Genomic DNA, 26,693 nt, shown 5'->3' with positions numbered 1-26,693 from the left:
CAGACTGATGGCCATGGTGCAGCCAGGTCCTGACCCGGACAACTACCCGCCGATCGACCCGAGCGAGCCCGTCCCCGACGATCCGGGCGAGCTGTCCCCGGACACCCCGGAGACGCTGCCCCCGCCCCCGGTCGAGCCGATGCCCGGCCCCGACGACCCGGGCAACGTGCCCGAGGGCGACCCCGGCAACGTGCCCGAACCCGCCTGAGCGAGCGACGGCCCGGCTGAGTGATCAGCCGGGCCGTCGTCGGTCAGCGGAGGTCGGGAGGGGGTCAGCCGATCAGCGAGCGGATGATCACGATGGCCAGGAAGACCACGATGAAGGCCAGGTCGATGGACATCCCGCCGAGACGCAGCGGCGGCACGACCCGGCGGACCGGGGCCAGGATCGGCTCGGTCACCGCGTGCACCCCGGCGGAGAGCCGGGAACGCACGGACCCGTACGCGGACGGCCCGGCCAGCGCCACGGTCCAGTCGAGCACCGCCCGGGCGATCAGCAACACCTGCAGCAGCAGCAACACCAAGCTCACGAGGGCGAGCACGAGACCCATGAAGACCTCCAAGGCCGGACGGGGGCGCTCTCCACTATGCGGCTTTTTGTTGTGAATTCGCTGAGTGGCGGTTGCGGATGCGGCTGACCGTGCTGGGGGCCTGCGGCGCGTGGCCGGAGCCGGGCTCGGCCTCCAGCGGCTACCTCGTCGAGTACGACGGGTTCCGGCTGGTGCTCGATCTGGGTTACGCCACCATGCCGCGGCTGCCCGGGCCGGTCGACGCGGTCTTTGTCAGCCACGGCCATCCCGACCACTGCGCGGACCTCAACCCGCTGTTGCGCGCCCGGGCGCTGAGTGCGGATCCGCCGTTGCCGCTGCCGGTCTACGCCCTGCCGGGCGCGCTCGACGCGGTCCTGGCGCTGGACCGGCCGGGGATGCTCGACGACGCCTACGTGCTGCATGAGCTCACGGCGGGGGAGCCCTTCCGGGTGGGCCCGTTCTCTGCGTCGACCCGGCTGCTGCCGCATTTTGTGCCCAATGCGGGGATCAGGCTGGCCGCGGGTGGGCGGGTGCTGGCGTACACGGGGGACTGTGGGCCGAATCCCGAGGTGGTGGCGCTGGCCCGGGACGCGGATCTGCTCATTGCCGACGCAACGCATCTGGGCGGCGTACCGCTGGATGATCTGGGTCTGCTCAGTGGTCCGCGGGATGCGGGCCGGCAGGCCCGGGAAGCGGGGGTGCGGCACCTGCTGCTCGCCCACCTGTGGCCCGGCACCGATCACCGTGCCGCCGTTGCCGAGGCGGCGGCCGAATACCCGGGCCGGATCGGTGTCGCGGTGCCCGGGCTTGTCGTCACCCCTGGGTAGGCTGCCGGGATGTACGCGATCGATCTTGGCGGGGGAGCACAGCTGCGGCCGCTGGACCCGTGGCAGGCACCCGAATTCCTCGCCCACATGGACCGGGCCCGCGCCACCGTGGACCCGTGGATCCCGTGGGCGGGCATCAGCACCGACCTGGAGTCCGCGACGGCGACCCTGCAGCGCTACGCGGACAAGGCGGCCAACGACAGCGGCCGGCTGCACGGCATCTGGCTCGACGGCACGCTCGTCGGCGGCGTCATGTTCGTCCACTTCGACGTGGCCGCGGGCACCTGTGAGGTCGGCTGCTGGCTGGAGCCGGCCGCCCAGGGCCGCGGCCTGATCACCCGGGCCGCCCGGCTCATCATCGACTGGGCGATCGAGGTGCGGGGCATCTTCCGCGTCGAGTGGCACTGCCGCACGGACAACGCCGCGAGCTCGAACGTCGCCCGCCGCCTCGGCATGCGCCTCGACGGCGTGCTGCGCGGGGAATTCCTCTACAAAGGTGTCCGCCACGACACCGAGGTGTGGTCGCTTATCGCCCCGGACCGGCAGGCAGCGAGCTGACCAGGTAGTCCTCGATGCTGATGGCGGGGCGGCCCAGCAGGGCGGCCAGCGTCGGGTCGGCGGGCCCGAAGTCGCCGTGCCGGCTCGCGGCGAACAGGCCCACCAGCATGTCGGCGGCGGATTCGGGCAGACCCGCGGCGAGCAGTCCCTGCCGGTATTCCTCGTCCGCGACGATCACCCGGCGGATGGGCCGGCCGGTGCGCTGCGCGGCGATCTCGGCCACCCGGGTCATGTCGACCGCCGCCGGGCCGGTCAGCGGCGGGGTGAAACCGTCGAAGCCGCCGTCGATCAGGATCCGCGCGGCCGCCGCGGCCAGGTCGGCGTGGGTGGTCCAGGCGACCGGGCCGTCCTCGGGCACCCGCAGCTCGCCCGTCTGCAGCGCGTGCCCGAGCAGCATCGGGACGGTGCTGGCGTAGAAGCCGTTGCGCAGTGAGGTGAACGCGACGCCGGACTGCCGCAGGGCGTCCTCGGTCGCGGCGTGGTCGGGCATCGGCGGGAACGGCGAAGCCGGGTCGGCACCCATGTGGCTGGTGTAGACGATCCGCTTCGCGCCCGCCGCGACGGCGGCGTCGACGGCGCTACGGTGCCGGCGCACGGACTCCTCCCCGGTGCTGTTCACCGAGACGATGAGCACGGTGGACGCCCCCTCGAAGGCGTCGCCCAGGCCGGCGGGGTTGTCGAAGTCGCCTGGCCGGACCCGGACGCCGCGCTCTTGCAGGGCGGTGAGCTGCTGTGGATCGCGGGCGCTGGCCCCGAGCTGCTCGGCCGGCACGTGCTCCAGCAGGTTGTCGAGAACAGCGCGGCCCAGCTGTCCGCTTGCCCCGGTGACGATGATCATGTGATGTCCTTTCCAGTGATAACGGAAAGACCGTACCACTGGAAATACCAGTGGAATCAAGATTGGGATATCATTGGTTCTGTGAGTGACAACACGCGCGACCGCATCGTCGACGCGGCTCTGGAGCTGCTGACCATGGGCGGCGAGGACGCCGTCTCCACGCGGGCCGTCAGCGCGGCCGCCGGGGTGCAGCCGCCGACCATCTACCGGTTCTTCGGCGACAAGCAGGGCCTGCTCGACGTCATCGCGACCCATGGGCTCCAGCAGTATCTGGCCACCAAGTCCACAGCTCCGCTGTCCGACGATCCGGTGGCGGACCTGCGCCGCGGCTGGGACCTGCACGTGGAGCTGGGCCTGGCCAACCCCGCGCTCTACAAACTGATGTACGGGCGACCTCGCACCGGCCACGCCGCCTCGGCTGCCACCCGCGCGGCGGCCGACGTGCTGGCCGGGCACATCAGGCGGATCGCCGAGGCCGGTCGGCTGCGGGTCTCCGAGGCGCTGGCGGCCTCGCTCGTGCACGCGGCCGGTTCCGGCGTCACCCTCGCGCTGATCGCCACTCCGGCGGATCAGCGCGAGCCGGCCCTGTCGGTCACCGCCCGGGAGGCGGTCATCGCGGCGATCAGCACCGACCGGCCCGTCGGCCGGGAGCCCGGGCCGGTGACCGCCGCAGTGGCTCTGCACGCCGCCCTGCCCGAGATCACCAGCCTCTCGACCGGCGAAAAGGTGCTGCTGGGTGAATGGCTGGACCGCATCACGGCCTGACCGCGGTGGTCATGCGCTGGGTGCCGATGACCGAGAGCAGGTGCAGGGCCGCCTCGGACGGCGAGCCCGGAGCCGCGGTGTAGATGACCACCCGCTGGTCCCGGTCCGTGATGTCCAGCACGTCGCAGTTGACGGTGACCGGGCCGACCTGCGGGTGTTGAAACGTCTTGATGAGGGCGGGCACCGTGCGGATGTCGTTCGAGCCCCACAGGCGGGCGAAGTCCTCGCTGCCCGTCAGCAGGTCGTGGATCAGTTCGCTCACCTCCGGATCGCCGGGATAGCGGGCGGCGGTGGCCCGCAGGTGCAGCGCGGACATACGGGCGAAGGCGTCCGCGTCGGAAACGCCGTACAGGCGGCGGCCGTCGAGGTGCGGGCCGAGGAAGACGCGGCGCACCAGGTTGCGGTCGCGGCGGGAGCGCGCGGAGAAGTCCTCCATCAGCGCGGCGGCCAGGTCGTTCCAGGCGATCACCTCGTACGTCGCGGAGGTGACGATCGCGGCCGTGAGCGGCAGGCGTCGCAGCAGGTCCAGGATGCTCTGCCGGACCTCGCGGGACGGGCCGGGCGGCGGGCCCGGTGGCTGCCCGGCCAGGTGGTGCAGATGGTCGCGTTCGGCGTCGGACAGGCGCAGGGCCCGGGCCAGGCCGGCGAGCACCTCGCGGGACGGGTGTGGGCCGCGGGTCTGCTCCAGCCGGGTGTAGTACTCGGTCGAGATGTACGCCAGCTGCGCCACCTCTTCCCGGCGCAGCCCGGGGGTGCGGCGGCGCGGGCCGGCCGGGAGACCCACGTCGGCGGGCGTGATCCGCTCCCGCCGGGAACGGAGGAAATCCGCGAGCTGTCGCTTGTCCACCCACCTAGTGTCGTCGCCGAAGGCGGTGACTATCCAGGTACCGGCGATGCCTGGATAGGGCCTCGGCGGCGGGCGCAGGGTCGAGGCATGAACAACGACTCCACTGAGGGCCTGCTGGCCGGCAAGGTCGCCTTCGTCTCCGGCGCCGGGCGGGGCATCGGCGCCGCCGCGGCCCGCCTGTTCGCTCGCGAGGGCGCCCGGGTGCTGCTGGCCGCGCGTACCGAGGAACAGTTGAAGGCCGTGACTGAGGAGATCCGGCGGGACGGCGGCAGCGCGGACCACGTGGTCTGCGATCTGGCCGACGCCGACAGTGTGCGGGCCGCCGTCGCGCGGACCGTCGAGGTCTTCGGGCGGCTCGACGTCGCCTTCAACAACGGCGCCACCATCACCCCGCCGGTGCCGTTCGACCAGGTACGGGAGGAGCACTTCGACGAGCTGTACGCCGTGAACCTGCGGGGCGTGTGGCTGGCCATGGTCGCCGAGATCGGTGCCATCCGGGAGACGGCCGGTGCCGGGGCCATCGTCAACAACTCCAGCGTGGGCAGTCTGCGGGGCAATCCGGCGCTGCCCGCGTACGGGGCGATGAAACGCGCGGTCAACAGCCTCACGGAGTCGGCCGCCGTCACGTACGGCCCGCAGGGCATCCGGGTCAACGCGATCGCGCCCGGCAACACGAGCACCGAGATGATCCGTACCTGGGAGGCGGACTCGCCCGGCCTGACGGACCGCCTCATCGCCGCGACGCCGCTGCGCCGTTCAGCCGATCCGGCCGAGATCGCCGAGGCCGCGGCGTGGCTGCTGAGCGACCGGGCCTCCTTCGTGACCGGCGCTGTGCTCCCGGTCGACGGCGGCGCCCGGGCTTGACCGTATCGGGCGGGGACGGCGCCGGATAATCCATTCCGCCACCACCAGGTTGATCGTCCAGGCGGCGATCATCAGCACCGCCCGGGTGCCGGCGCCGGGCTGGCCGGCCGTCAGCACCCACGGCGCGTGGGTCAGCGCCTGCGTGCCCGCGCCCTGGCCGATGGCGTACGCCCGGATCATCCACGCGCGGTGCCGGACGATGTCGCGCCGCCGGATCGTCAGGAAGCCGAGCACGATCGCCACCGCGCGGGCGTGGCAGCGGTGCTGCACCGGCCGGGAACGCGGCCAGCACGCCGGGGTCGAGATGGGCGGTGAGCTCGACGACCTGGGCGCCGTCACGAGCGCCGGGTCTCGAGGACCTGCACCCAGGCCAGGTCTCGGGCGACGGGCGCGCGCCGCCCGCCGCCGGGCCAAGGCCGCGGTGTGTCGATCGCATCCCAGGACCCGCCACGCGGTCGGATCAGAGGCCACCGGACCGAACGGGCCGCCCTGCTGCCGCAACACCGCCAGATCGGCGATTGGCTTCGCCGCTGTCAGCCACGAGCACCGCCAGGTCGACCGCGACGCGGCCTGGTTCGTGCGTTGGCCGGCGCTGCCGGTTCAGGCCCAATGCTTGGACGAAGCCGCTGGTCAATCCGGTCTTGTCGGCCAGATCGGTGAGCAGGCGGGCGCCGGCGTGACCGACCACTCCGCGAGCGCCCACCCGCCACGACAACCTTCAGACATGTACTGAACCTTTTCAACTTGGCATCGAGCCCGGCGATGCCGGGCCGTCGATCAGCCCCGGACGCGGCCGGCCTCGCCACATTCTTTCACTCCGGCCGACGCCGGCGTATCACTTCACGGGCACTTTCATTCTGAACAGTTTCTCTGCATTTCGGAACGCAATCTTTTCCTTGTGTTCGCGTGGGAGATCGACTCCGCGGAACCAGTCGGTCTGGACCTTGATGTCCGCGAACGGGTAGTCGGTTGCGAACATCACTCGATCCACGCTTATGAACTTCAGCAGGAGATCGAGCAGTTCGGTCTGGGGGAATGCGCTGGTGGTGACCCAGAAGTTGTCCTTGAAGTATTGCGCGAAGGGCTTCTCGAGCGAATTTTCGGTCGACTCGCCCATGTCTTCGAGGATCCGCTTGTAGTAGAAGGGAAGACCTTCGCCCATGTGGCCGATGATGATTTTCAGTCTGGGGAATCTGTCGAACACCCCGTACGTGATCATCCGAATACACTGGGTCAGCACCTCCTGGTGCCAGCCATATCCAGACCCACTGAAAATGTAGGGTTGGAGCTCTTCCGCGTATTTGGACCGCGTGGTGCTGTAGTAGATCTTGAAGATCTCGTCAGCTGGATAACCGGGATGCAGGTAGATCGGCACATCGAGAGCTTGGGCACGCGCCAGCACAGGGTCGAAATCGGGATGATCGAGATACTTCTTCGTGATGTGTCCGTTGGTCAGTGCGCCCAGGAAGCCATCTTCCTTGACCGAGCGTTCCAGTTCGTCCGCCGCCGCCTCCGGGCTCTGCAAGGGCAAGGTGGCGAAAGCCTTGAAGCGGCCCGGATATTTGGCAATCGGCCCTTCTACAAGTTGCCGGTTAAGACGATGGGCGAGGTCGATGCCCTTTTTCCCGGGGACATTTTGTACGGACGGTGTATGAGCAGAGAGGATCTGAACGTTGAGTCCCCCCTTGTCCATATCGCCGATGCGGCGTTGGCCCAGATCCGAAAGACCAATTTCCTCAAGGTACGCTATGTGATCCTCATTGATGGAGTTCAACTTCAACAACTCGGGAGTCGAAAATGTCTCCTCCGCGCCGATGAAGGGCAGGTCCCGATCCCGCAATGCAATGTCCGAAGTCTTGGCCGGAGTTTTGGCCGGGGTCTCGTCCTCGTCCGCTGCCGAAACGGCGGCATACGCGGACAAGCCGGCACCAGCGCCAAGCGCCGTGGCAGCGGCCAGAAAGCCGCGGCGTCCCATGGACTTCATGCCAGTCTCTCTTTCAGGTTTTTATGTGGCGTGGTTTCCGTACGGCATCCGTCTGCGAGATGCTTCAGTTCGAGACCGGGGGTCTTCGCGTCCTTCTTGCGCACCGCGGCAGCGCCGACCGGCGGCACCGCGAGGAACTGCTCGCCGGCGCGCGGCGACTGTGGTGGAGCTGACGACCCGCCCGCGTGCGCGCTGTGCGGGTCAGCCGCGCCGGGCCCCGCGCTGTTCTCGGCGTGCGACCCGCGGGCGGCGACAGGGAACGCCGTCACCAGAGCCATGGCGCCCACCCCGAATCTCAACCGTCCGGGCGGCGCTTTCCCTGACCGCGTTACATTGACGACCATCAGAACCTCCGGCACGCGAATCGGCTCGCTCATCTGATGCCGACTTCGTACCGAGCGAATCTGAGACGACCGTTAGAAAAGCTCCTGACACGGTCTCCTAGGTGATGTCTCGTAACTCGGTACGGGCGTTGCCGGGCAAACGGGTGGGCGGCGTCGATCGGCCGGAGCGATGTTGTGCAGATGGGCGATGCCTGGCGCGGGGACCGCGAGTGTGCGCCCGGCGCGGCGGTAGTCCCGCGGGATCTTGTAGGTCTTCAGACCCGCCAGGGCGTGTTCCACGCGGGCGGTAAGGGGTGATCACCTCAAGATTGCCGCGGTAGCCGCCAGCGGCCATTACGTCGCGCCGGCCGGCTTCCGGTCGATGCCGCTGGTGCGGTAGACGATCGTGTCGTTGCCGTTGCCCAGTTGCGGGTCGCCCAGGGCGATGACCAGACGGGTGTTGGCGTCAATGGCGACTTGCAGGTGACCTCGTGGCCACCTCAGCGGCATCGTGGTGACAGCAGCTCAGGGCACGATGACCTGGACGCCGGCCGGGGCGGCGCCGTCCATGGCGGCCAGGGCCGCCGGGGCGTCCGGGAGCGCGAGCTCACCGGTGATCAGCTCGCCGGGGCGCAGCGCGCCCGTCTCCACCAGCGACAACATCTCCGGGTACGCGTGCGCCGGCATCCCGTGGCTGCCCAGGATCTCCAGCTCGTGGGCGACGACCAGCTCCATCGGCACCGTCGGACGCCCGGTCACCGCCGGCAGCAGTCCCACCTGCACGTGCCGCCCCCGCCGGCGCAGCCCCTCGATCGAAGCCGTGAGGGTGACCTGGCTGCCCAGCGCGTCGAGGGAGACGTGCGCGCCGCCGCCGGTGAGCTCCCGGATCGCCTCGACCGCCGGTGTCGTCGCATCGACCGTGGCGGTCGCGCCGAAGCGCCGGGCCAGGGCCAGCGCCTCGGCCGACACGTCGACGGCGACCACCCGGGCACCTGCCGCCACCGCGATCATCACCGCGGACAGCCCGACACCGCCGCACCCGTGCACCACGACCCACTCGCCGGGACGGACCCGGCCCTGGGTCACCACCGCGCGGAACGCCGTCGCGAACCGGCAGCCCAGGGTGGCGGCCGCGGCGAAGCTGATCCGGTCGTCCAGGCGTACCAGGTTGGTCTCGGCGTGCGGCACCACGACGAGGTCGGCGAACGAGCCCCAGTAGGTGAAGCCGGGCTGTTCCTGCCGGTGGCAGACCTGCTGGTCGCCGGCCAGGCAGGCCGGGCAGGTGCCGCACGCGCAGACGAAGGGCGCGGTGACGCGGTCGCCGGCCTGCCAGCCCCGGACGCCCGTGCCGACCGCGGCGATCTCGCCGGCGAACTCGTGACCCGGGACGTGCGGCAGCCGGATGTCGGTGTCGTGGCCGCGCCAGCCGTGCCAGTCGCTGCGGCACAGCCCGGTCGCGCGGACGGCCACGACGACCCCGCCGTCGGGCGGCTCCGGGTCGCGGACGTCGCGAAGCTCGGGCAGCTCACCGAACCGGTCGTAGATCACCGCACGCATGGCCTCATCGTCGCAGCCGGCCGTACGACTCCAGCGTGCGGAGCGCCTCCACGGTGACCCGGCCGCGCCACGCCAGCCGGGACGCGGTGCCCGGCGGCTCCCAGGTGAGCGCCCAGCCACCGTCCGGCTGCTGGGCCCGCAGCAGGTGGTCGAGGTGCCCGTCGAGCTGGGCGTCGGTGAACAGGGACCGCCAGTGCGAGTCCGCGGTCGGGGCGAAGTGCAGCGGGGTCAGGCCGTACCCCTCGGTCTCGGGGTCGAGGTGGAACATCGAGGTGGTCAGCAGGCGCTCGGTCACGGTGGCGACCAGTTTGTCCGCGCGCGCCCGGTCGGGGACGTGGGCCAGGAAGGCGAACACCTCCAGCAGGGCGTGCGCGTCGTCGGGCGGCGGGTTCTCCTCCAGCGCCCGCCAGCAGTAGCGGGTGGCCGCGTCGCGCCACGGGTGGTCGACGTCGAGCTGGTACAGCAGGGCGGCGAGACCGGCGGTCGGGTTGAGCCCCGGCACGTAGGTCCAGTCCGTCATGTGCTCGGCGCGCGGGTAGGCCTCGATCACCGGCGCGGCCAGGGAGACCGCGCCGTCGACCGCGACGCTGTCGAGGAAGCCGGCCGCCCGTCGTAGCATCTCCGGATCGGTGGTCCGGGCGGCCACGAGGGTCTGCAAGGCGATCTCGACGTCCAGGGGCAGGCTGGCCGGGCAGCGCTTGTCCGGCTCGAGCCCGTGGCCGAAACCACCGTCCTCGTTCTGGTAACCGCGCAGGGCGTCGACGACCCCGCCGGCCGGTGCCCCGTGGAAGAGCGTGTCGAACAGGCGTTGCTCCAGCAGCCGGGCCTCGGCCCGGACGAACCGCTCGGCGGCGGCGAAGACATCATCCATGGCCGAAGCGTAGGAGCCCGGCGGCGGCACCGTCTTGAAGGAATCGGACGCGTGGTCAGTGGTACTTGAGCTCGCCGGCGGTGATCGCGGTGGTCAGCCTGTTCTCCGGGGGCGCCAGGGGGCAGAGCCACTGGTCGTCGTACGCGCAGCTCGGGTTGTAGAGGTAGTTGAGGTCCAGCAGGACGCGGGTGCGGGACACCATCTCCAGCCCGCGGCCGTGGGTGCCCTTCACCGTGTCCGTCAGGTATCGGCCGCCGCCGTACGACTGGGGGCCGCAGGTCGCGTCGCGGACCGGCAGGAACAGGCCACCCCCGTACGCGGCCAGCCACCACAGCGACAGCTCGCCCCACGGGGTGTCCAGGATGCCCACCCGGTCGTAGTGGCACACGCCGTCCGGGCCGCCCGTGTCGATGTCGATCTCGCCGGGCGCCGGGCGCAGCTCCACCTCGGCGCGGAACTCCTCGGTCGGCGGGAAGTAGGACAGACCCTCGAAGTCGCCGGTGCTCGGGATCGGTGACTGGGGGTGGTACGCGAACAGCTCGTCACGCCGGGCGCGGAAGTCGGAGAGGTCGGTCGCGGTCAGGTAGATCCGGGCCACCGCCGCGCGGTAGTCGGCGAGTTCGAGTGCCTGCACGGGGACCACCGTATCCCGCACCCCTTGAGTGGATCTTGTAGTTCGTCCTACGCTCGAAAGGTCAGCGCATTGAAACGTTTAAATGCGTTGATCCGCTGCCCCGCGCACCTCCCCCCACCGAGGAGAATCGCATGGCCAAGTCCCTATCCCTCCATGCCCGCAAACCGCTGCTGCTCGCCGCGGCCCTCCTGCTGCTGCCCGGCTCCCCGGCCGCCGCAGCCCCTCCAGTCTCCCGTCCCGCCGCCCTGATTACCGCGCCGGTCGGCCTCGCCGGCGCGCACTGGATCTGGTTCGCCGAGGGGGAGCCCGCGCAGAGCGCCCCCGCCGCCACCCGCTACCTGCGCCGCACCTTCACCGCCCCGGCCGGCCCCTACACCGACGCCCAGCTGGTCGTGACCGGCGACGACACGGTCGACGTCTGGCTCAACGATACCTACCTCGCCGGCTCCACCCGGGCCGCCGACTCCTGGAAGACCGCCCGCTACGTCGACCTGGCCGCCGCCCTCAAGCCCGGCAGCAACACCCTGACGATCGCCGCGCGCAACACCAGCGCGGGTCCGGCCGGTGTCCTCGGCCGGATCCGGGTCGCCACCGCGCAGAGCACTGTCGACCTGGTCACCGACGGCAGCTGGCAGGCGGCCGACTCGGTGCCGCAGACCTGGACCGCCGCCAAGGACCTCGGCGCGTACGGCACCGGGCCGTGGCGCAGCGACGTCGCCGGTCCCGACCCCGGCGCCGGCTCGCCGGTCACACTGGCCGGCCTGACCACCGAGCGCCGGACCGACCCGGTCGGGCTCGACACGGCGAAGCCGCGCTTCGGCTGGCGGCTCGTCTCGGCCGCCACCGGCCAGCTGCAGGGTCGCTACCAGCTCACCGTCGGCACGACCCCGGGAGCCGCGGACCTCTGGGACAGCGGCCAGGTCACTTCCGGGCAGAGCGTGGACATCCCGTACGGCGGACCGGCACTGGCCAGCAACCGCACTTACCACTGGCGGGTACGGGTCTGGGACGCCCAGGGCCGGCCCAGCCCGTGGAGTGCCGCCGCCCGCTTCGACACCGGTCTGTTCAACCCGGCGGCCGAGTGGCAGGCGGACTTCATCGGCGGCCCGGCCACGGCCAACCTCACCGGCGCCGAGTGGATCTGGTATCCCGAGGGTGACCCGGCGACCACCGCCCCGGCCGAGCAGCGGTTCTTCCGGCGCACCTTCGACCTGGCCGCAGTGGCCAAATCCGTCCTCGTGGTGACCGGTGACGACACCGCCGACGTGTGGGTCAACGGTTCCCGGGTCAGCACCTCGCGCCGCGTCACCGACTCGTGGAAACGGGCGACCACAGTGGACGTCACCGCGCAGCTGCGCGCCGGGGCGAACACCATCGCGATCGCCGCGGCGAACAACGTGGCCGGACCGGCCAGTGTCATCGCCAAGCTGACCAGCGGCTCGACGACCGTGGCGACCGGCAGCACGTGGAAGGCCGCGCAGTCCGGTCCGGCGGGCTGGGAGCAGCCGGGCTTCAACGACTCCGGCTGGGCCGCGGCCAAGGTGACGGCTGCCTACGGGGCCGGCCCGTGGGGCGCGCAGGTCACGGTGCCGAACCCGACGCCGTACCTGAGCAAGGGTTTCAGCGTCGGCAAGCCGGTCGCCCGCGCCCGGCTCTTCGCCACCGCGCTGGGCCTGCACGACACCTATCTCAACGGCACCAAGGTCGGCGCCGAGCGGCTCGCGCCCGGCTGGACCGACTACAACGACCGCCTCCAGTACCGCGCCTACGACGTCACGAGCAGCCTGAAGCAGGGCAGCAACACCCTCGGGGCACTCGTCGGCAACGGGTGGTACTCGGGCAACATCGGCTTCGCCGGTAGCCAGCGCTACGGCACCTCGCCGTGGTACTCGGCGCAGCTGTCCATCGAGTACACCGACGGGACGCGGGCTGACGTGCGTACCGATGGCTCCTGGTCGGCGACCGCCGGCGTGATCGTCGCCGACGACCTGTACCACGGCGAGGATCAGGATGCCCGCATCCGGCCCGGGGCCGGCACCGCCGTCACCGTCCGCACCGCCGCGAAGCCGAACCTGGTCGCCCAGGTCGACCCCGGCGTCACCGTGCAGCAGCAGCTGCGGCCGAAGAGCATCACCCAGCCCAAGCCCGGCGTCTTCATCGCCGACCTCGGGCAGAACTTCGCCGGCTGGAACCGGCTCACCGTGACCGGCCCGGCCGGCACCCGGGTGACCCTGCGGCACGGCGAAATCCTGAACGGGGACGGCACCCTCTACACCGCGAACCTGCGCGCCGCCCAGGCCACGGACACCTTCACGCTCGCCGGGACCGGCGCGCCGGAGGTCTTCGAGCCGCACTTCACCGTGCACGGCTACCGGTACGTCGAGCTGACCGGCTTCCCGGGCACGCCCACCGCGGACAGCCTCACCGGGCTCGCCGCCTGGACCGACGGCGCCGAGACCGGCACCTTCAGCACCAACGATCCGCTGGTCAACCAGTTGCAGCACAACATCCTCTGGGGTGCCCGCTCCAACATGCTGTCCATCCCGACCGACTGCCCGCAGCGCGACGAGCGGCTCGGCTGGACCGGCGACATCGCGGCGTTCGGGGCCACCTCGACATTCAACTTCGACACTTACGGGCTGCTCACCAAGTTCGCCGACGACCTGGTCGACGCCCAGCGGGCTGACGGGGCGTTCACCGACGTGGCCCCGGCCGTGATCGACGGCGCGGGCAAGGCCGGCTGGGCCGATGCGGGGGTGATCGTGCCGTACACGGTGTGGCAGCGTTACGGCGATCTGTCCGTCGTGGACAAGCACTTCGCGGCCATGGCCCGTTACGTCGACTACCTCAGGTCGACCGCGGGTGCGGACCTGATCCGCGACCACGAGACCTTCGGTGACTGGCTCAACGTCGACGACAACACCCCGAACGACGTCTCCAGCACGGCGTTCTTCGGCTGGTCGGCCCGCCTGCTCTCGCGGATGGCCGCGGCCACCGGGCGCACGGCCGAGGCGACCCGGTACGGCACATTGGCCGATCAGATCGCGGTGGCGTTCACCAACCGGTTCGTCGCCGCCGATGGGACCGTGGGCAGCAACAGCCAGACCGGGTACGTGCTCGCGCTCGCCTTCGGCCTGGTGCCCGCCGGCCGCGCCCAGGCGGTGGCGGACAAGCTTGCGGCCAAGGTGGCCAGCCGCAACGGGCACCTGTCGGTGGGTTTCATGGGCGTGGAGAATCTGTTGCCGGTGCTGGCCGAGCACGGGCACGCCGACACGGCGTACCGGATCCTGCAGCAGCCGGACTATCCCGGCTGGGGTTACATGAACTCCCGCGGCGCGACCACGGTCTGGGAGCGCTGGGACGGGATCCGTCCCGACGGCTCGCTGCAGGACGTGGGGATGAACTCGTTCAACCACTACGGCCTGGGATCGGTGGGGGACTGGCTCTACCGCACGGTGGGCGGGGTGGCCCCGGCCGCACCGGGCTACCGGCAGGTGCTGATCGCCCCGAAACCCGGCGGTACGGTCACCTCCGCGACCGCGTCGCTGCAGACCCGGTACGGCCAGACGCGCTCGGAGTGGACCCGTACCGGCTCCACGCTGACGCTGAAGGTGGTGGTCCCGCCGAACGCGACGGCCACGGTCCAGGTCCCGGCACCGTCCGCGGCTGCTGTCACCGCCCCGGCGGAAGCTGTGCCGCAGGGGTACAGCGGTGGCGCGGCGGCCTACAGCCTGGCGTCCGGTAGCTACACCTTTACCGCTCAGGCGGGGTAGGTCGTCGCCTCGGTCGCTTTGAGGCTGGCCCAGACCTCACGACCGGGCTCGAGTCCCAATTGCACGGCGGCCGCCGGCGTCACGTCGGCGGCCACCGTGATCCCGCCGGTCAGCTCGATGCGCAGCGCGTCCCCGTGCCGGGAGACGGCCGCCACGGTCGCCCGCCAGGTGTTGCGGGGGCTCCCGTCGGGGCGCGCCGCGTAGAGGGCCACGGCGGCGGGCGGGAAGGCCACGAACACGTCGCCGTGCAGCGGCGTCGCCGTGGTGAGGGCGAAGTCGTCGGTGATGCGGACCAGCTCGCCGTCCGCCCGGCCGCGGTAGAGGTTCAGTCCCACCAGTCGGGCCACGTAGTCGGTGCGCGGCCGCGACGTGATCGCGGCCGCGTCGCCGGTCTGCACCACCCGGCCGTGCTCCAGGATGACGAGCCGGTCGGCGAGCATCATCGCGTCCAGCGGGTCGTGGGTGACCAGCACCGTCGGCCCGGTGTGGGCCGCGAGGTGGCCGCGCAGGTGGGCCCGGGTGTCGAGCCGGGTCCGGGCGTCCAGCGCGGCGAGCGGCTCGTCGAGCAGCAGCAGGCGCGGCCCGGTGGCGAGCGCCCGGGCCAGGGCCACCCGCTGGGCCTGACCGCCGGAGAGCTGCCGCGGCTTCTTGCCGGTGTGCTCGGCGAGCCCGACCCGGCCCAGCAGCTCGGCCGCTTCGGCCCGGGCCCGCGCTCGTGGCACGCCCCGGCAGCGCGGCCCGAAGGCCACGTTCTCCACTGCGGACAGATGCGGGAACAGCAGGTAGTCCTGGAAGACCACGCCGATGTGCCGGTGCTCGGGCGCGGTGAACAGCTTGGCCGCCGGGTCGTCCAGGCGTTCGCCGTCCAGCTCGAGGTAGCCGTCGTCCAGGGCGACCAGCCCGGCCAGCGCCCGCAGAGCGGTGGTCTTGCCGGCGCCGTTCGGGCCCAGCAGCGCCACCACCTCACCGGCCTCGGCGCGCAGCACGGCGTCCAGCGTGAAGCCGTCCCGCCGGACGACCAGGCGCGCGTCCAGGCTCACGGCGCACCCAGCCAGCGGTCGCGCAGCCCGGCCAGGATGACCACGCTGACCACCAGGAGCACCAGGCTCAGCACGATGGCCGCGTCCAGGTCCTGTTCCAGGGCCAGATACACGGCCAGCGGCATGGTCTGGGTGCGCCCCGGGAAGTTGCCGGCGAAGGTGATCGTCGCGCCGAACTCACCCAGCGCCCGGGCCCAGCACAGCACCGCCCCGGCCGCCACCCCCGGCCCGATCAGCGGCAGCGTGACCCGCCGGAACGCCGTCCACCGGCTCGCCCCTAGCGTCGCCGCGGCCTCCTCGAAGCGCGAGTCCGCCCCGCGCAGCGCCCCCTCGACGCTGATCACCAGGAACGGCATCGCCACGAACGCCTCGGCCACCACCACCCCGGCGGTGGTGAAGGGCAGGCTGAAACCGAACGTGGCGTCCAGCCACCCGCCGACCAGGCCGCGCCGGCCGAAGACCAGCAGCAGCGCGACCCCGCCGACCACCGGAGGCAGCACCAGCGGCACGGTCACCAGCGCCCGGACCAGCCGCCGGCCGGGAAACCGGGCCCGGGCCAGGAGCCAGGCCAGCGGTACGCCGAGCAGCAGGCACACCACGGTCGCCAGGGTCGCGGTCAGCAGGGACAGCCGCAGGGCCGCCAGCACGCCGGGCTCGGTGAGCCGCTGCGGCAGGGTCGTCCAGGGCGCCCGGATCAGCAGCCCGGCCAGCGGCAGCACAAGGAACGCCAGCCCGGCGATCGCGGGGATCGCCAGGGCCAGCGGCGCTCGGGACGGTGACCGGCTCAGGGCTGCTGGAACCCTGCGTCGGTGAGGATCCGCTGAGCCTCAGGGGTCCGGAGGAAGGCCAGGAAGGCAGTCGCGCCGGCCGGATTCGGCGCGTCCTTGAGCGCGACGACCGGGTAGTCGTTGACCGCCCCGGCGGACTCGGGGAACTCGACGCTGTCGACGTCGGCCGCCGCGGCCTTCGCGTCGGTGCGGTAGACCAGCGCGGCGTCCACCTCGCCGAGCTTCACCTTGGCCAGCGCGGCTTTGACGTCCTGCTCCAGGGTCACCGGCATCAGCCGTACGCCGGCTGCGGACAACGCCTTCCCGGCGGCCGCGCCGCACGGCACCTGCTCGGCGCAGAGGGCCACCTTGACGCCGGAGCCGGCCAGGGCGGCCGGCGTGGTCAGCCCTTTCGGATTGCCCTTCGGCACCGCGATGACGAGCTGGTTGCGCGCGAAGGTGACCGGGGTGCCGGTGGCCGCGCCCGCGTCCGTGACCGTCTTCATGGTGGCGGCACTGGCCGCGGCGAACACGTCGGCCGGGGCGCCCGCGGTGATCTGCTGCGCCAGTCCGGCGCTGCCACCGAACGAGAAGCTCACCTCGGCCGACGGGTTGAGCTGCTCGAACTTCGTACCGATGGCGGTGAACGACTCGGTCAGCGAGGCCGCCGCCAGCACCGTCACCGGTCCGGCGGCGTCGCTGCCGGGGCCGGCCGGACCGGGCGAGCCACCGCCGACCGGCTCGTCCGAGACCGGGGAACTGCACCCGGAGAGCGCCAGGAGTGCGGCCACCGCGACCGCGGCCAGCCGTCGTGCCCTCATGCGTCGTCCCCTCTTTCCACGACCACGGTCGTGGACTTGATCACCGCGGTCGCCGGGGAGCCGACCTCCAGGCCCAGGTCGTCGACGGCCTCCCGGCTCATCAGCGACACCAGCCGGAACGGCCCGGCCTGGATGTCGACCTGGGCCATCACCGCGTCCCGGGTGATCGCCGTGACGATGCCGCGCAGCCGGTTGCGGGCCGAGGAGCGCCGGAAACCGGTGTCGGGCTCGTCGGCCAGCGAACGCGCGAACGCCGCCAGATCGGCGCCGGCGACCGTGCGGTGCCCGTGGCCGTCCCGCTCGGCCGCCAGCCGGCCGACGTCGATCCAGCGGCGCACGGTGTCGACGCTGACCCCGAGCAGGTCGGCCGCCTCACCGATCCGGTACGTCGTCACGACCGTCAGCCTAGGCCGCAGATGCCAGGCCGTCGAGCCGTTCACACTCGCATCTGCGTCACTTGAGGTCGCGTAGCTCTCCTTCGAGCAGCACGGTCAGATAGTCGTGCCGTTCGCTGCCGACCGGAATGCCGCGGCTCGGGCCCTCGGCCAGCATCAGCGTGTAGAGGTGGACGCGGTAGAGCCCGAGCCGGGTCCGGGCGGGGTCGTCGAGCACCAGGCCGCTCGCGGCGGCGTACCCGCGCAGGAACGGATGCTCCGGCTCCTCCTCGATGCGGTGGAACAGGGCCGGCGACACCAGGTCCAGCAACGGGTCGCCCCAGAGGAAGCGTTCGCCGTCGACGAGCCCGGTCAGCCGGCCGCCCGCGGCCAGCACGTTGCCGTCCCAGAGATCGAAGTGCAGCAACGCGGGCCGGGTGACCTGGGCCAGGTTCGAGTGGTGCCGGGCGGCGAGGGCGTCGATCCCCGGTGGCAGCGGCACCTCCCAGTCGGCGGCGTCGGCCAGCAGGGCGGCGATGATCGCGGCGTACGCAGTCGGCCAGTCGGTGCCGGCCGGGCGGTCGCCGGTGTAGCCGAAGTGCGGGCCGGTGAGCCGGTGCAGGCCGGCGATCGCGGTACCGAGCTGCTCGCGTACCCCTGCCGCCGCGGCCGTCCCGGCGGCGTCTGCCGGCTCGCTCAGGCTGCTGCCGGGCAGCATGGTCGTGACGATCCAGTCGTCCTCGACATGCAGCACCTCCGGTACGGGCACCCCGGGCGCGCCGGCGCGGACGGCCCGGAAGTACGCCGCCTCGGCGGGGATGAGGTCACGCTCGTACCGCAGCAGCCGGACGCCGGGCGGGGGGCCGACCTTGACCACCACGTCCCGTCCGTCGGCCAGGCGGGCGCGCCACACGGCCGCGAAGCCGCCCCCGGACAATTCCCCGGCTTCGCTGACATTCACCCCGAAAACGCCGCTGAGCAGGCCGTCGATTGCGGAAAAGTCGAGATTGCGTTGGGTCGGACTGCGCATGCCGCATTGTGCATCTCTCGTGGTTGGGAAAACCTTGGGGTCCACGAAGGATCGAAGCCCGATCGATGGTGGGTCGGACGCCCGGAAGGGTACACACGCTTGCATGACCGTCAGTGACGAACGGCCGGGGTTGGCGGACCTCGGCCGGGACATCACCCCAGGTGACAACGCCGTTCCCCCGGCAACCCGCCCGGTGCCCCTGGCACCGCCGGTCGGCGTGGACGACCTCCCGCGATACCTGCATGCCCTGCGCCGGCTGGCCGACGCGGACGACCTCGCGGCGGCCCACTCCGGCTGCACCCTCGCCATCGACGTGGCCGGCCGGGACGGCTCGGCGGCGGGCCTGGCCATGGCCTACTCACAGCGCAGTTCGGTGGCCCGGCGGCTGGGCCGGCTGGCCGACGCCGCCCGCGACGCCGACGCGTCCGCGGAGCTGCTCGCGGTCTCCGGCACCGAGCAGGCCGGTCCGGCCGGCTCGCTGGTGCTGTCGCGGCGCCTCGCGGTCCTGCTCGACCTCGGCGACATCGCGCTGGCCGACAGCCTGCTGACCGCGGCCGGGCTGGACGGCGACCTGCCCGACGACCCCGAGTTCCTGCTGCTGCGCTACGTCCGCGGCAAGCTGCACACCGCGGCCGAGCGGCCCGGCGAAGGGCTGGCCGACCTGTACAAGTGCGGCGAGCGGCTGGCCGTGCGGCGCTCCGACCACCCCGGCGTGCTGCCGTGGCGCTCGGCGGCCGCGTCCGTCCTCGTCGGACTCGGCGCCCGGGAGGCGGCCGAGCGGCTCGTCGCCGAGGAGGTCGCCCTGACCCGGCGGCACGGGCTCGCCTCGGCGCTGGGCCGGGCGCTGCGGATCCAGGGCCAGGTCCGCCCGGGCGCGGCCGGGATGGCCGCCGCCGAGGAGGCGATCCGGGTGCTGCGGGGCACGCCGCGGCGCTTCGAGCTGGCCACAGCCCTGGTCGACCACGGCGCCCTGCTCAACGCGGCGCGCCGCCGGCCGCAGGCCCGCCGGGTGCTGCGGGACGGGCTGGAGCTGGCCCAGGAGTGTGGTTCGCCGGCGCTGGTCGCCCGCGCCCGCGCACTCTTCGCGGGACGGAACCACCCTTAGCCCGGTCGTGAGGTAAGGGTAGCCTTAGCTTGCTGGTGACCCCCCGTACCGATCGGACCGGTCTTTTGACGACGACATCGCGCGCCGCCGCTCCCACCCTGCGCCCCGCCGCCGAGCCCTATCGGCCGTTCGCGCTGCGGGTGGCCCGGGCGGTCCGGTTGAGCACCACGTTCCTGCGGGTCACGCTGACCGGGGAGTCCCTCGCCGAGTTCGCCGGGCACGGGCTCGACCAGCGCATCAATCTGCTCCTGCTGCCCCCGGACGCCGACCACGAGGAGTTCGCCCGCCGCCCGGACTGGCTGGCCGCCTGGCGGTGCGGCCCACCGGCTTCATGGGCGCCGCTGCGCGTGTACACGGTCCGGGCGTTCCGTCCCGCCGCCCTCGAGGTGGACGTGGACTTCGCGCTGCACGGTGACAGCGGCCCGGCGTCACGCTGGGCGTCGGCGGCCCGGCCCGGTGACAAGGTGGTGATGATCGGCGCCACGCACGGCCACCCGGTCACGGACATCGCCTGGCGCCCACCGGCGACCGCCACCCGGCTGCTGCTGGCCGCCGACGAGACGGCGCTGCCGGCCGCCGCGGCCATCCTCGAGAGCCTGGACCGCCCGGCCACCGCGTTCCTGGAGGTGCCCAGCCGCGACGACTGCCTGCCGATCGGCGGCCCGGCCGCCATCACTTGGCTGGTCCGCGCGGCCGGGCAGCGGCTGGAGCCGGTGGTCCGAGCCCATCTGGACGTCGCGGCGCCGTGCGGGCCGCCCGTCGCCGTGGATGCCGCCGAGGACGAGGTCTGGGACGTGCCGGAGGAAGCCGCGGGCGCCTTCTACGCCTGGCTGGCGGGCGAGGCGGGCACGGTGGTGGCGCTGCGTCGGCACCTGGTCGGCGAGCGGGGCGTGGACCGTGCTTCGGTCGCCTTCATGGGCTACTGGAAACGCGGCCGCGCCCAGCGCAACTAGATGGTGAGTGGCTCGCGGGGCGCCCAGGTGCTGTGCTCCGCGAAGGCCCGGTAGCGGTGCAGGGCCAGGAACAGCCAGCCCAGACTGATGATCGCCAGGATGACGAAGGCGATGGCGCCGCCGAAGGTGTCCCAGGCGGTGTGCATCGCGACGGCGCCGACGAAGGTGGCGATGAACGCCAGCAGCTTCCGGGCCGACGGGCCGGCCACCAGCGCCCACAGGGCCCCGCAGGTCAGCCCGGTCCAGGCGGTGTGCCCGGCCGGAGCCGTGAGGCCGCGGACGAACAGCGTCTCCTGGACCGTGCCGATGTTGCCCTGCGACGACAGCAGGGCGGTGAAGCCGTAGCCCATCGTCTCCAGCGCGGCGAAGCCCATGCCGGACGCCACCCCGATGACCAGGCCGTCCGACGGCAACCGGCGGCCGTGCCGGGCCAGCAACGCGAACAGCAGCACGATCGGCACGATCATCTTGGCGGATTCCTCGATGAGCGCGACGAACACCATCGGCAGCGCGCCCAGCCCGCGCAGGGCGTCGTACTCCAGGGTGCCGGCCACGACGACGCCGATGACGCCGCCGAAGAAGGCCGCCACCACGAGGGCCGACGGCGGCACCTGCCAGTGGCCGGTACGGGCCTGCGCGAAGGTCAGGAAGGCGAGCGGCACCACGGTCGCGCCGAGCAGCAGCAGGGACGGGATGAAGTTGGGGTTCTGGGTCCGTACCAGGGTGCGCAGCACGATGACGTAGAGGACCAGACCGATGACCAGCACGCCCAGCCACGCCCACCGCCGCGAGAGATCACGCATGCTGCGATCCTCGCGTACCCGGAGGCCGGTGCGCCAGACACCGCGATGTTGATCACGCAGAGTACTGAAATGGCCCTTGACAGTGACCATGGGCTCGACAATCATCGGCTTCGATGTAGCGCAGCACCACGGGGGATTCATCGCGCGCTACCCGGCCGAGGCAGTCAGCCCGGCCTCTTTCGGCATGCCCCCGTGGTCGATGCACGGGGGAGGCACCGTGACCGCGTCCTATCCGGATCTCATTCCACTGCTCCTGCTCGCCGCCGCCGTACCCGTCCTGTTCCTGCGGGGCCGGCGAAGAAGCACACTGCCGCACCGGATCGCCCTGGCCATCGGGGCCGGCATCTGGATCTCCGTCACCGGCGGGGCGGTGTGGCTGGTCAGCCAGGCCACCGCGGCGCAGTTACCGGCCCCGCCGGTGGCCACGTCACCGGGAAACCCCTGCGTCGCGGGGCAGACCGCCCGGACCTTCAACGTCTCGCTGATCAACCTGCCGCTGTTCCTCAACCGCTTCGGCGACGTCGTCCCCGAGGGCCGGATGTACGTCCTCGACGAGAACATCGCCAAGGTGCGGGCCGGCTTCAAGGACGCGGCCAACCCGGCCAAGGCCAACGAGAACGACCTGATCGAACCGCTCACCCTGCGGGTCAACCAGGGCGAGTGCGTGGAGGTGCGCTTCACCAACCGGCTGAACGAGCCGGCGCCCGCGGTCAACCAGCAGGTCCGCAACTCGGCGATCTTCACGCTGCCCGGTGAGACGTTGCGCGCCGCCGGCACGGTGACGCCGACGCCGCGCGAGTTCGCCCCGGCGGGCACCGTGCCGGACAACGACTTCGACCCGGCCACCGCGCCGAACGCCTCGATGCACTTCGACGGCCTCGACTACGACGTCAAGGGCTCCGACGGCTCGGTCGTCGGCAACAACCCCGACTCCACGGCGGCGCCGGGCGCGGCCCTCACCTACCGGCTGTACGCCCAGACCGAGGGCGAGTTCCAGTTCAAGGACGGTGCCGACCTGTCCTCGCAGCAGACCCGGCCGGTGGACAGCAACGGCAAGGTCCGTTTCATCGGCTCGCACTCGTTCGGGGCCTTCGGCGCGATCCTGGTCGAGCCGGCCGGGGCCACCTGGGTCGACGGGCGCACCGGTGGCGCGCTGCCGTCGGGCACCCGGGCGGTCATCAAGCTGCCCAACAACAAGGACTTCCGGGAGAACGTGCTGTTCATGCACGACGAGGTGGAGGCCGAGCCGGGGGTGCTGACCCGCTTCTGCCGTACCGACTCCGGCGACGAGCAGGGTGGCAACGAGTGCCGTCAGCCCACCTCGGCCGAGCTGGCCAAGCTGACCGCGGGCACGCTACCGGACCTCGGTGGCGGCGACGCCGACGCGCTGGTCCAGGGCGAGATCCCGGTCAAGCTGGAGTGGTTCGGGTTCAACTACCGCTCCGAGCCGGGCTTCAACCGCGAGGAGGTGGGCTGCTCGGCGGCCGGCCGTGCGGGGCAGGGCTTCGACGCCGAGCGGTGCATCGGTGAGGAGACGTCGCTGTCGTCGTGGGCGTACGGCGATCCCGGCGGCGGTGACCTGGTCTTCGCCAACTACCGCGGGGAACCGGCCCAGGTCCGTCTGCTGCACCCGGCGGAGTTCGAGACCCACACCTTCCACTGGCACGTCAACCGGTGGATGTTCGACCCCAAGGACGAGGGCGGGGTCGACGAGATCAGCAAGTCCACCCACCTGACCAAGGTCACCAACGTGCTGGACGTGCAGGCCGTGTCCCCGGGCAGCCACTACAGCCTGGTGGTGCAGGGCGGGGCCGGCTCGGCGCACAAGGACAAGGCCGCCACCTTCGGCGACATCATCTTCCACTGCCACCTGTATCCACACTTCGCGACCGGCATGTGGGGTCTCAACCGGACCCTGGACAAACGCGAGGACGGCACCCGGGTGAACCCGGACGGCACGCCGATCCCGCGGCTGGAACCGCTGGCCGACTTCGACTACCAGCCTGCCGTGGCCGGTACGAATCCGCCGTTGTCACCGAACCCCACCACACCGGGCTTCCCGCTCTTCGTACCGGGCAAGTTCGGTTTCAAGGCGCCGAAGCCGCCGCTGGGCGTGCCCGAGCGCGGCACGGCCGGGGTCTTCCCGCCGACCGCGGCCGAGAAGGCCTCCGCCGATCCCGGCGCGCAGGTGGCCGGCGGCTTCTTCCAGAATCCCTGCCCGGCCGGGCGGCCGGTGAAGACGTACGACGTCGCGGCCATCGAGATCAGCCAGCAGTACAGCCCGGACCTGCAGTGGGTCAATCCACAATCGCGGGTGTACGTCCTGCAGTCGGAGAAACAGGCAGTGCTGGGCGGGCGAAAACCGGAACCGTTCGCCCCGATCCTCAACGTCGGTGACTGCGTGGTCTACAAGCTGACCAATGAGCTACCCCGGCAGTTCGGCGGCAACGTCTTCGACCGGGCGCAGGAGACCAACGAGGTCGGCATCCACCAGCACATGGTGCAGTTCGACGTGCTGTCCTCCGACGGCGCGGCGAACGGCTGGAACTACGACCAGGGCGCCGACATCAACCAGACGATCACCTATCGCAACTTCGTGCACGAGAACACGGCGACGAACTCGTTCCACGACCACTTCTTCCCGAACGTGCACCAGGACAACGGGCTGTTCGGCGGGTCGACGATCCATCCGGCCGGCTGTGCGCCGTCACCGCCCAAGACCGTCGGCACCGTCTTCGACATGGTCTGCACCACGGCGACCGACTACAACGGCACGGTCTCCGACGGCGTGGACTACCGCAGCTTCTCGTTGTTCGTCGAGGACCACGTGCCGATGTTCCAACCGGCCAGCGCCGCGACCGCCAACGACGACCGGGTGATCACCCCGAACGGCGTGCCGATCTTCCCGGCCAAGTTCCCGTCCAGCACCGACGACGCAGGCGTGATGGGCGTCAACTACCGGCTCGAACCGTTCGAGGGCCGAAGAAACAGCGATCCGGCGAACCTGTTCGACTCCGGGGTGCACGGCGATCCGTTCACGCCATTACTCCAGGCCTTCACCGGCGACAAGGTGAAGTTCAACCTGTTCCAGTTGTCCCAGGAGGAGTCGCACGGCTTCAACCTGGACCGCTTCAGATGGAAGTTCGAACCCAAGGATCCACAGTCGAATGTCGTCCAGGCCCAGCACATAGGCATGCTCGAGTACTTCGAGGCGACGGTGCCGCTCGACGACCAGGTCTCCGAGAACGCGACGCTCAACTATCACGACTATCTCTACAACTACAGCGGCACCGACGACTTCTTCCTCGGCGCGTGGGGGCTGTTGCGCTCGTACGGCTGCAAGAATCCGCCCAAGGGAGCCGACGCGCCGATCAATGAACTGCCGGACAACCAGGTCCCGTGCCCGCAGTTCGCCGCGCCCGCGAAGAGCAAGACCGACACAGCGGCGCAGGCCACGATGATGTCCGACCCGTGCGGCACCGCGGACACGGTCAAGAACTTCACCGTCGTCGCGATCAACAAGGACATCACCTACAACAACGCCGGCGACCACGATCCCCGCGGGCTGATGTACGCGCTCGAGGCGGACCTGCCGGCGCTGGCCAACGGCACCAAGAAACCGGAACCCCTGGTGATCCGGGCCAACGCGGGCGACTGCCTCAACGTCACCTTCAAGAACCAGCTCGATCCGGCCAAGATGACACCCGGTTGCCACGAGGCCACCGAGCCGGGGCAGCTCGGCTTCAAGACGGGCGTCGTGGCGTACCCGGCCTGCATCGACCAGCCGCCGCGCAACGAGCACAACGTGCCGGGCTTCCAGCCGTTCCCGGTCAGCGCCCGGGCGTCGATCCGGCCGCAGTTCCTGGAACATGACAAGTGGTCGGCGGGCTCGAACATCGGCGGCAACCCGGACACCACCGTCGCCCCGGGCGGCACTCTGGTGTACCGGTGGAAGGCGCCGGCCAACATGACCGGGATGGCCCTGCTGCAGGACCGGGCCGACGTGCAGAGCCACCTCCAGCACGGGCTGTTCGGTGCACTCGTGATCGAACCGGCCGGGTCGACGTACCTCAACCCGGCCAACGGCCAGCCGCTGACCAGCGGCACCAGCGCGGTGATCAGCAACCCCGGCCAGGCCGACTTCCGGGAGAACATCGTGCTGCTCAACAGCGACCTGGCGTTGTTCCGCAAGGACACCAACGCCAACCCCGCCGACGACCAGCCCGTGCCGGACAACTTCGACCTGGTCAAGACCCCGAGCCGGGAGGCCGACGACCCGGAGGACCAGGGCGAGGTGGCGGTGAACTACCGCAACGAGGCGTGGGCGCACCGCTATGCCAACGATCAGAACATCACCAACATCCTGAGCTCGGCGGTGCACGGTGACCCGTCCACCCCGCTGTTCGAGGCGTACGCGGGGGACAAGACGGTCTTCCGGGTGGCGCAGGCGGTCGGCAAACCCCGATCGACCAGCTTCACCCTGTACGACCACGTGTGGCGGCGCTCGCCCAACGACCCGCAGTCCCAGGTCGCGGCGAGTCAGGGCCAGTTCAACCCGGGCGTCGGCTACGACGTCGTGCTCGACCCGGCTGTGCTGGGCGGTGCCGGTGGCCGCCGGGCCGCGGCGGGTGACTACCTCTACCGCTCCAACACCCTGGCCCGGCACCTGACCGGCGGGCAGTGGGGTCTGTTCCGGGTGCACGCCACGACCCGGACCGGGCTGATCGCCCTGCCCGACCATCCGATATCGACGGCCAAGGCAGCGGAGGGGCCACGGTGAGCAAGTTTCGTCTCTCCGACGAGATGCTGGGACGGCCCGAGCGCGCATCGAAGCGCGCCCGGGCCCCCCGGGGCCCGTCTCGGCGGCCGGGTGTGCCCTCGCCGTTCCGGCAGGGACTGCTGCTGGGCATCTGCGTGGGCATGACGGTGGCGCTGGCCCTCGGCGTGGTCGGCTTCCTGGTGACCCGTCCGCAGGCGGCTCCTCCGGCAGCGGCGCCGGCCGCATCACACGCTGCCGCGGCGGGAAACGGCAAGCAGCCGCAGGCCTCCATCGACGTGGCGGCCGAGCACCTCGGTGACCTGCAGATCCGGATCGACGCCCGGGTCAGCGCGCCGGGCTCGTACAGCCCGATCACCAAGGGCCAGGTCGTCGCGTACACCGACATGGTGGCGATGCCGCTGTCGCACCGGCAGGGGCCGATCGTGATGGCGGAGGTGTCCGGGTCGCCGGGCACGTACCAGGCGGTGTCCCAGGTACCGATGATCGGCGAGTACAACGTGACGGTGGAGGTGCGCCAGCCGATGGCGGCGCAGGCGGACCACCGGATCGACGTGCAGAACGTGAAACGTTCCTGAACCGGACGCGGGACCGCGCTGTCGCCGCGCGGTCCCGCGTCCACCGGCTCGGTGATCGGTACGCTGGGCGCCCG

25 protein-coding genes and 2 pseudogenes are annotated in these 26,693 nt (G+C 71.4%); 10 read left to right on the top strand and 17 right to left on the bottom strand.

The features are described from left to right. Positions 1 to 13 precede the first annotated feature (13 nt). Positions 14 to 208, top strand: coding sequence for a hypothetical protein (locus ACQP2Y_RS36785; RefSeq protein WP_360552915.1), 195 nt, complete (start codon positions 14 to 16; stop codon positions 206 to 208). Positions 209 to 272: 64 nt separating this feature from the next. On the opposite strand, the gene ACQP2Y_RS36780 is transcribed toward ACQP2Y_RS36785, so the two are convergent. Beyond that, a complete protein-coding gene (locus ACQP2Y_RS36780; protein ID WP_433720772.1) occupies positions 273 to 551 on the bottom strand; it encodes a YggT family protein in 279 nt (92 codons plus the stop codon). Between the two features lie 77 nt (positions 552 to 628). Between ACQP2Y_RS36780 and ACQP2Y_RS36775 the strand changes: the two genes are divergently transcribed. Next, positions 629 to 1,357, top strand: coding sequence for an MBL fold metallo-hydrolase (locus ACQP2Y_RS36775; RefSeq protein WP_433720771.1), 729 nt, complete (start codon positions 629 to 631; stop codon positions 1,355 to 1,357). Positions 1,358 to 1,366: 9 nt separating this feature from the next. Then, positions 1,367 to 1,915: a GNAT family N-acetyltransferase gene (locus ACQP2Y_RS36770; RefSeq protein ID WP_433720770.1), complete on the top strand. Its 549-nt coding sequence runs from the start codon at positions 1,367 to 1,369 to the stop codon at positions 1,913 to 1,915. On the opposite strand, the gene ACQP2Y_RS36765 is transcribed toward ACQP2Y_RS36770, so the two are convergent. Further along, positions 1,884 to 2,753 (bottom strand): NAD(P)H-binding protein, encoded by an 870-nt coding sequence (locus ACQP2Y_RS36765; RefSeq protein WP_433720768.1) that lies wholly within the window; start codon positions 2,751 to 2,753, stop codon positions 1,884 to 1,886. The genes ACQP2Y_RS36770 and ACQP2Y_RS36765 overlap by 32 nt on opposite strands. A gap of 81 nt (positions 2,754 to 2,834) precedes the next feature. Between ACQP2Y_RS36765 and ACQP2Y_RS36760 the strand changes: the two genes are divergently transcribed. Next, the gene (locus tag ACQP2Y_RS36760) at positions 2,835 to 3,518 is read left to right on the top strand and encodes a TetR/AcrR family transcriptional regulator (RefSeq protein WP_433720766.1); all 684 of its coding nucleotides are present in this window, start codon (positions 2,835 to 2,837) and stop codon (positions 3,516 to 3,518) included. On the opposite strand, the gene ACQP2Y_RS36755 is transcribed toward ACQP2Y_RS36760, so the two are convergent. After that, a complete protein-coding gene (locus tag ACQP2Y_RS36755; RefSeq protein ID WP_433720765.1) occupies positions 3,508 to 4,365 on the bottom strand; it encodes a helix-turn-helix transcriptional regulator in 858 nt (285 codons plus the stop codon). The two genes, ACQP2Y_RS36760 and ACQP2Y_RS36755, sit on opposite strands and share 11 nt — an antisense overlap. 87 nt (positions 4,366 to 4,452) lie before the next feature. Here ACQP2Y_RS36755 and ACQP2Y_RS36750 point away from each other — a divergent pair, with 87 nt between their 5' ends. Further along, on the top strand, positions 4,453 to 5,229 hold the full coding sequence (locus ACQP2Y_RS36750; RefSeq protein WP_433720763.1) for an SDR family NAD(P)-dependent oxidoreductase: 777 nt from the start codon (positions 4,453 to 4,455) through the stop codon (positions 5,227 to 5,229). Here the strand turns inward: ACQP2Y_RS36750 and ACQP2Y_RS36745 are convergent. From ACQP2Y_RS36745 to ACQP2Y_RS36710, 8 genes and pseudogenes are all read right to left on the bottom strand, one after another. Beyond that, positions 5,122 to 5,568, bottom strand: coding sequence for a DUF2306 domain-containing protein (locus tag ACQP2Y_RS36745; protein WP_433720762.1), 447 nt, complete (start codon positions 5,566 to 5,568; stop codon positions 5,122 to 5,124). The genes ACQP2Y_RS36750 and ACQP2Y_RS36745 overlap by 108 nt on opposite strands. A gap of 11 nt (positions 5,569 to 5,579) precedes the next feature. After that, positions 5,580 to 5,972, bottom strand: a pseudogene (locus tag ACQP2Y_RS36740) (IS1380 family transposase); the annotation flags it as partial. 92 nt (positions 5,973 to 6,064) lie between these two features. Continuing rightward, positions 6,065 to 7,213: an amidohydrolase family protein gene (locus ACQP2Y_RS36735; protein WP_433720760.1), complete on the bottom strand. Its 1,149-nt coding sequence runs from the start codon at positions 7,211 to 7,213 to the stop codon at positions 6,065 to 6,067. Further along, positions 7,210 to 7,491: a hypothetical protein gene (locus tag ACQP2Y_RS36730; protein WP_433720759.1), complete on the bottom strand. Its 282-nt coding sequence runs from the start codon at positions 7,489 to 7,491 to the stop codon at positions 7,210 to 7,212. Before ACQP2Y_RS36730 ends, ACQP2Y_RS36735 begins: the two co-directional genes overlap by 4 nt. A gap of 240 nt (positions 7,492 to 7,731) precedes the next feature. After that, positions 7,732 to 8,022, bottom strand: a pseudogene (locus tag ACQP2Y_RS36725) (IS5/IS1182 family transposase); the annotation flags it as partial. A 39-nt stretch (positions 8,023 to 8,061) separates the two neighbouring features. Further along, complete coding sequence (locus tag ACQP2Y_RS36720; RefSeq protein WP_433720757.1) at positions 8,062 to 9,093, bottom strand: zinc-binding dehydrogenase; 1,032 nt, start codon at positions 9,091 to 9,093, stop codon at positions 8,062 to 8,064. Positions 9,094 to 9,097: 4 nt separating this feature from the next. Beyond that, positions 9,098 to 9,964, bottom strand: a complete 867-nt coding sequence (locus tag ACQP2Y_RS36715) for a hypothetical protein (protein WP_433720756.1) — start codon at positions 9,962 to 9,964, stop codon at positions 9,098 to 9,100. A 55-nt stretch (positions 9,965 to 10,019) separates the two neighbouring features. Further along, the gene (locus tag ACQP2Y_RS36710) at positions 10,020 to 10,598 is read right to left on the bottom strand and encodes a DUF1684 domain-containing protein (RefSeq protein ID WP_433720755.1); all 579 of its coding nucleotides are present in this window, start codon (positions 10,596 to 10,598) and stop codon (positions 10,020 to 10,022) included. A 131-nt stretch (positions 10,599 to 10,729) separates the two neighbouring features. On the opposite strand from ACQP2Y_RS36710, the gene ACQP2Y_RS36705 reads away from it, so the two are divergent. Further along, a complete protein-coding gene (locus ACQP2Y_RS36705) occupies positions 10,730 to 14,371 on the top strand; it encodes a family 78 glycoside hydrolase catalytic domain (protein WP_433720754.1) in 3,642 nt (1,213 codons plus the stop codon). Here ACQP2Y_RS36705 and ACQP2Y_RS36700 read toward each other — a convergent pair. From ACQP2Y_RS36700 to ACQP2Y_RS36680, 5 genes are read right to left on the bottom strand one after another with little or no spacing between them, the layout of a single operon-like run. Then, positions 14,359 to 15,411: an ABC transporter ATP-binding protein gene (locus tag ACQP2Y_RS36700; protein WP_433720753.1), complete on the bottom strand. Its 1,053-nt coding sequence runs from the start codon at positions 15,409 to 15,411 to the stop codon at positions 14,359 to 14,361. The two genes, ACQP2Y_RS36705 and ACQP2Y_RS36700, sit on opposite strands and share 13 nt — an antisense overlap. Next, positions 15,408 to 16,199, bottom strand: coding sequence for an ABC transporter permease (locus ACQP2Y_RS36695; RefSeq protein WP_433732197.1), 792 nt, complete (start codon positions 16,197 to 16,199; stop codon positions 15,408 to 15,410). Before ACQP2Y_RS36695 ends, ACQP2Y_RS36700 begins: the two co-directional genes overlap by 4 nt. Continuing rightward, positions 16,196 to 16,999 carry a molybdate ABC transporter substrate-binding protein gene (gene modA / locus ACQP2Y_RS36690; protein ID WP_433720752.1) on the bottom strand — a complete coding sequence of 268 codons (804 nt, stop codon included), beginning with the start codon at positions 16,997 to 16,999 and terminating at the stop codon, positions 16,196 to 16,198. The genes ACQP2Y_RS36695 and modA overlap by 4 nt, the downstream gene beginning before the upstream one ends. Further along, positions 16,996 to 17,394, bottom strand: coding sequence for a TOBE domain-containing protein (locus tag ACQP2Y_RS36685; RefSeq protein ID WP_433720751.1), 399 nt, complete (start codon positions 17,392 to 17,394; stop codon positions 16,996 to 16,998). Before ACQP2Y_RS36685 ends, modA begins: the two co-directional genes overlap by 4 nt. Positions 17,395 to 17,452: 58 nt before the next feature. Beyond that, positions 17,453 to 18,403 carry a phosphotransferase family protein gene (locus tag ACQP2Y_RS36680; protein WP_433720750.1) on the bottom strand — a complete coding sequence of 317 codons (951 nt, stop codon included), beginning with the start codon at positions 18,401 to 18,403 and terminating at the stop codon, positions 17,453 to 17,455. 103 nt (positions 18,404 to 18,506) lie between these two features. Between ACQP2Y_RS36680 and ACQP2Y_RS36675 the strand changes: the two genes are divergently transcribed. Both ACQP2Y_RS36675 and ACQP2Y_RS36670 read left to right on the top strand, forming a co-directional pair. Next, positions 18,507 to 19,508, top strand: coding sequence for a hypothetical protein (locus tag ACQP2Y_RS36675; protein ID WP_433720749.1), 1,002 nt, complete (start codon positions 18,507 to 18,509; stop codon positions 19,506 to 19,508). A gap of 65 nt (positions 19,509 to 19,573) precedes the next feature. After that, complete coding sequence (locus ACQP2Y_RS36670) at positions 19,574 to 20,461, top strand: siderophore-interacting protein (protein WP_433720748.1); 888 nt, start codon at positions 19,574 to 19,576, stop codon at positions 20,459 to 20,461. Here the strand turns inward: ACQP2Y_RS36670 and ACQP2Y_RS36665 are convergent. After that, on the bottom strand, positions 20,458 to 21,264 hold the full coding sequence (locus ACQP2Y_RS36665; RefSeq protein WP_433720747.1) for a PrsW family intramembrane metalloprotease: 807 nt from the start codon (positions 21,262 to 21,264) through the stop codon (positions 20,458 to 20,460). The genes ACQP2Y_RS36670 and ACQP2Y_RS36665 overlap by 4 nt on opposite strands. A gap of 217 nt (positions 21,265 to 21,481) precedes the next feature. On the opposite strand from ACQP2Y_RS36665, the gene ACQP2Y_RS36660 reads away from it, so the two are divergent. Beyond that, the gene (locus ACQP2Y_RS36660) at positions 21,482 to 26,044 is read left to right on the top strand and encodes a hypothetical protein (RefSeq protein WP_433720746.1); all 4,563 of its coding nucleotides are present in this window, start codon (positions 21,482 to 21,484) and stop codon (positions 26,042 to 26,044) included. Beyond that, on the top strand, positions 26,041 to 26,619 hold the full coding sequence (locus ACQP2Y_RS36655; protein WP_433720745.1) for a hypothetical protein: 579 nt from the start codon (positions 26,041 to 26,043) through the stop codon (positions 26,617 to 26,619). Before ACQP2Y_RS36660 ends, ACQP2Y_RS36655 begins: the two co-directional genes overlap by 4 nt. The last annotated feature ends 74 nt before the right edge of the window (positions 26,620 to 26,693 follow it).

The organism is Actinoplanes sp. CA-051413 (assembly GCF_050955795.1).
Taxonomy (GTDB): domain Bacteria; phylum Actinomycetota; class Actinomycetes; order Mycobacteriales; family Micromonosporaceae; genus Actinoplanes.
The sequence above is the reverse complement of the archived record's forward strand: the minus strand, read 5'-3'. Positions and strand labels throughout refer to the sequence as shown.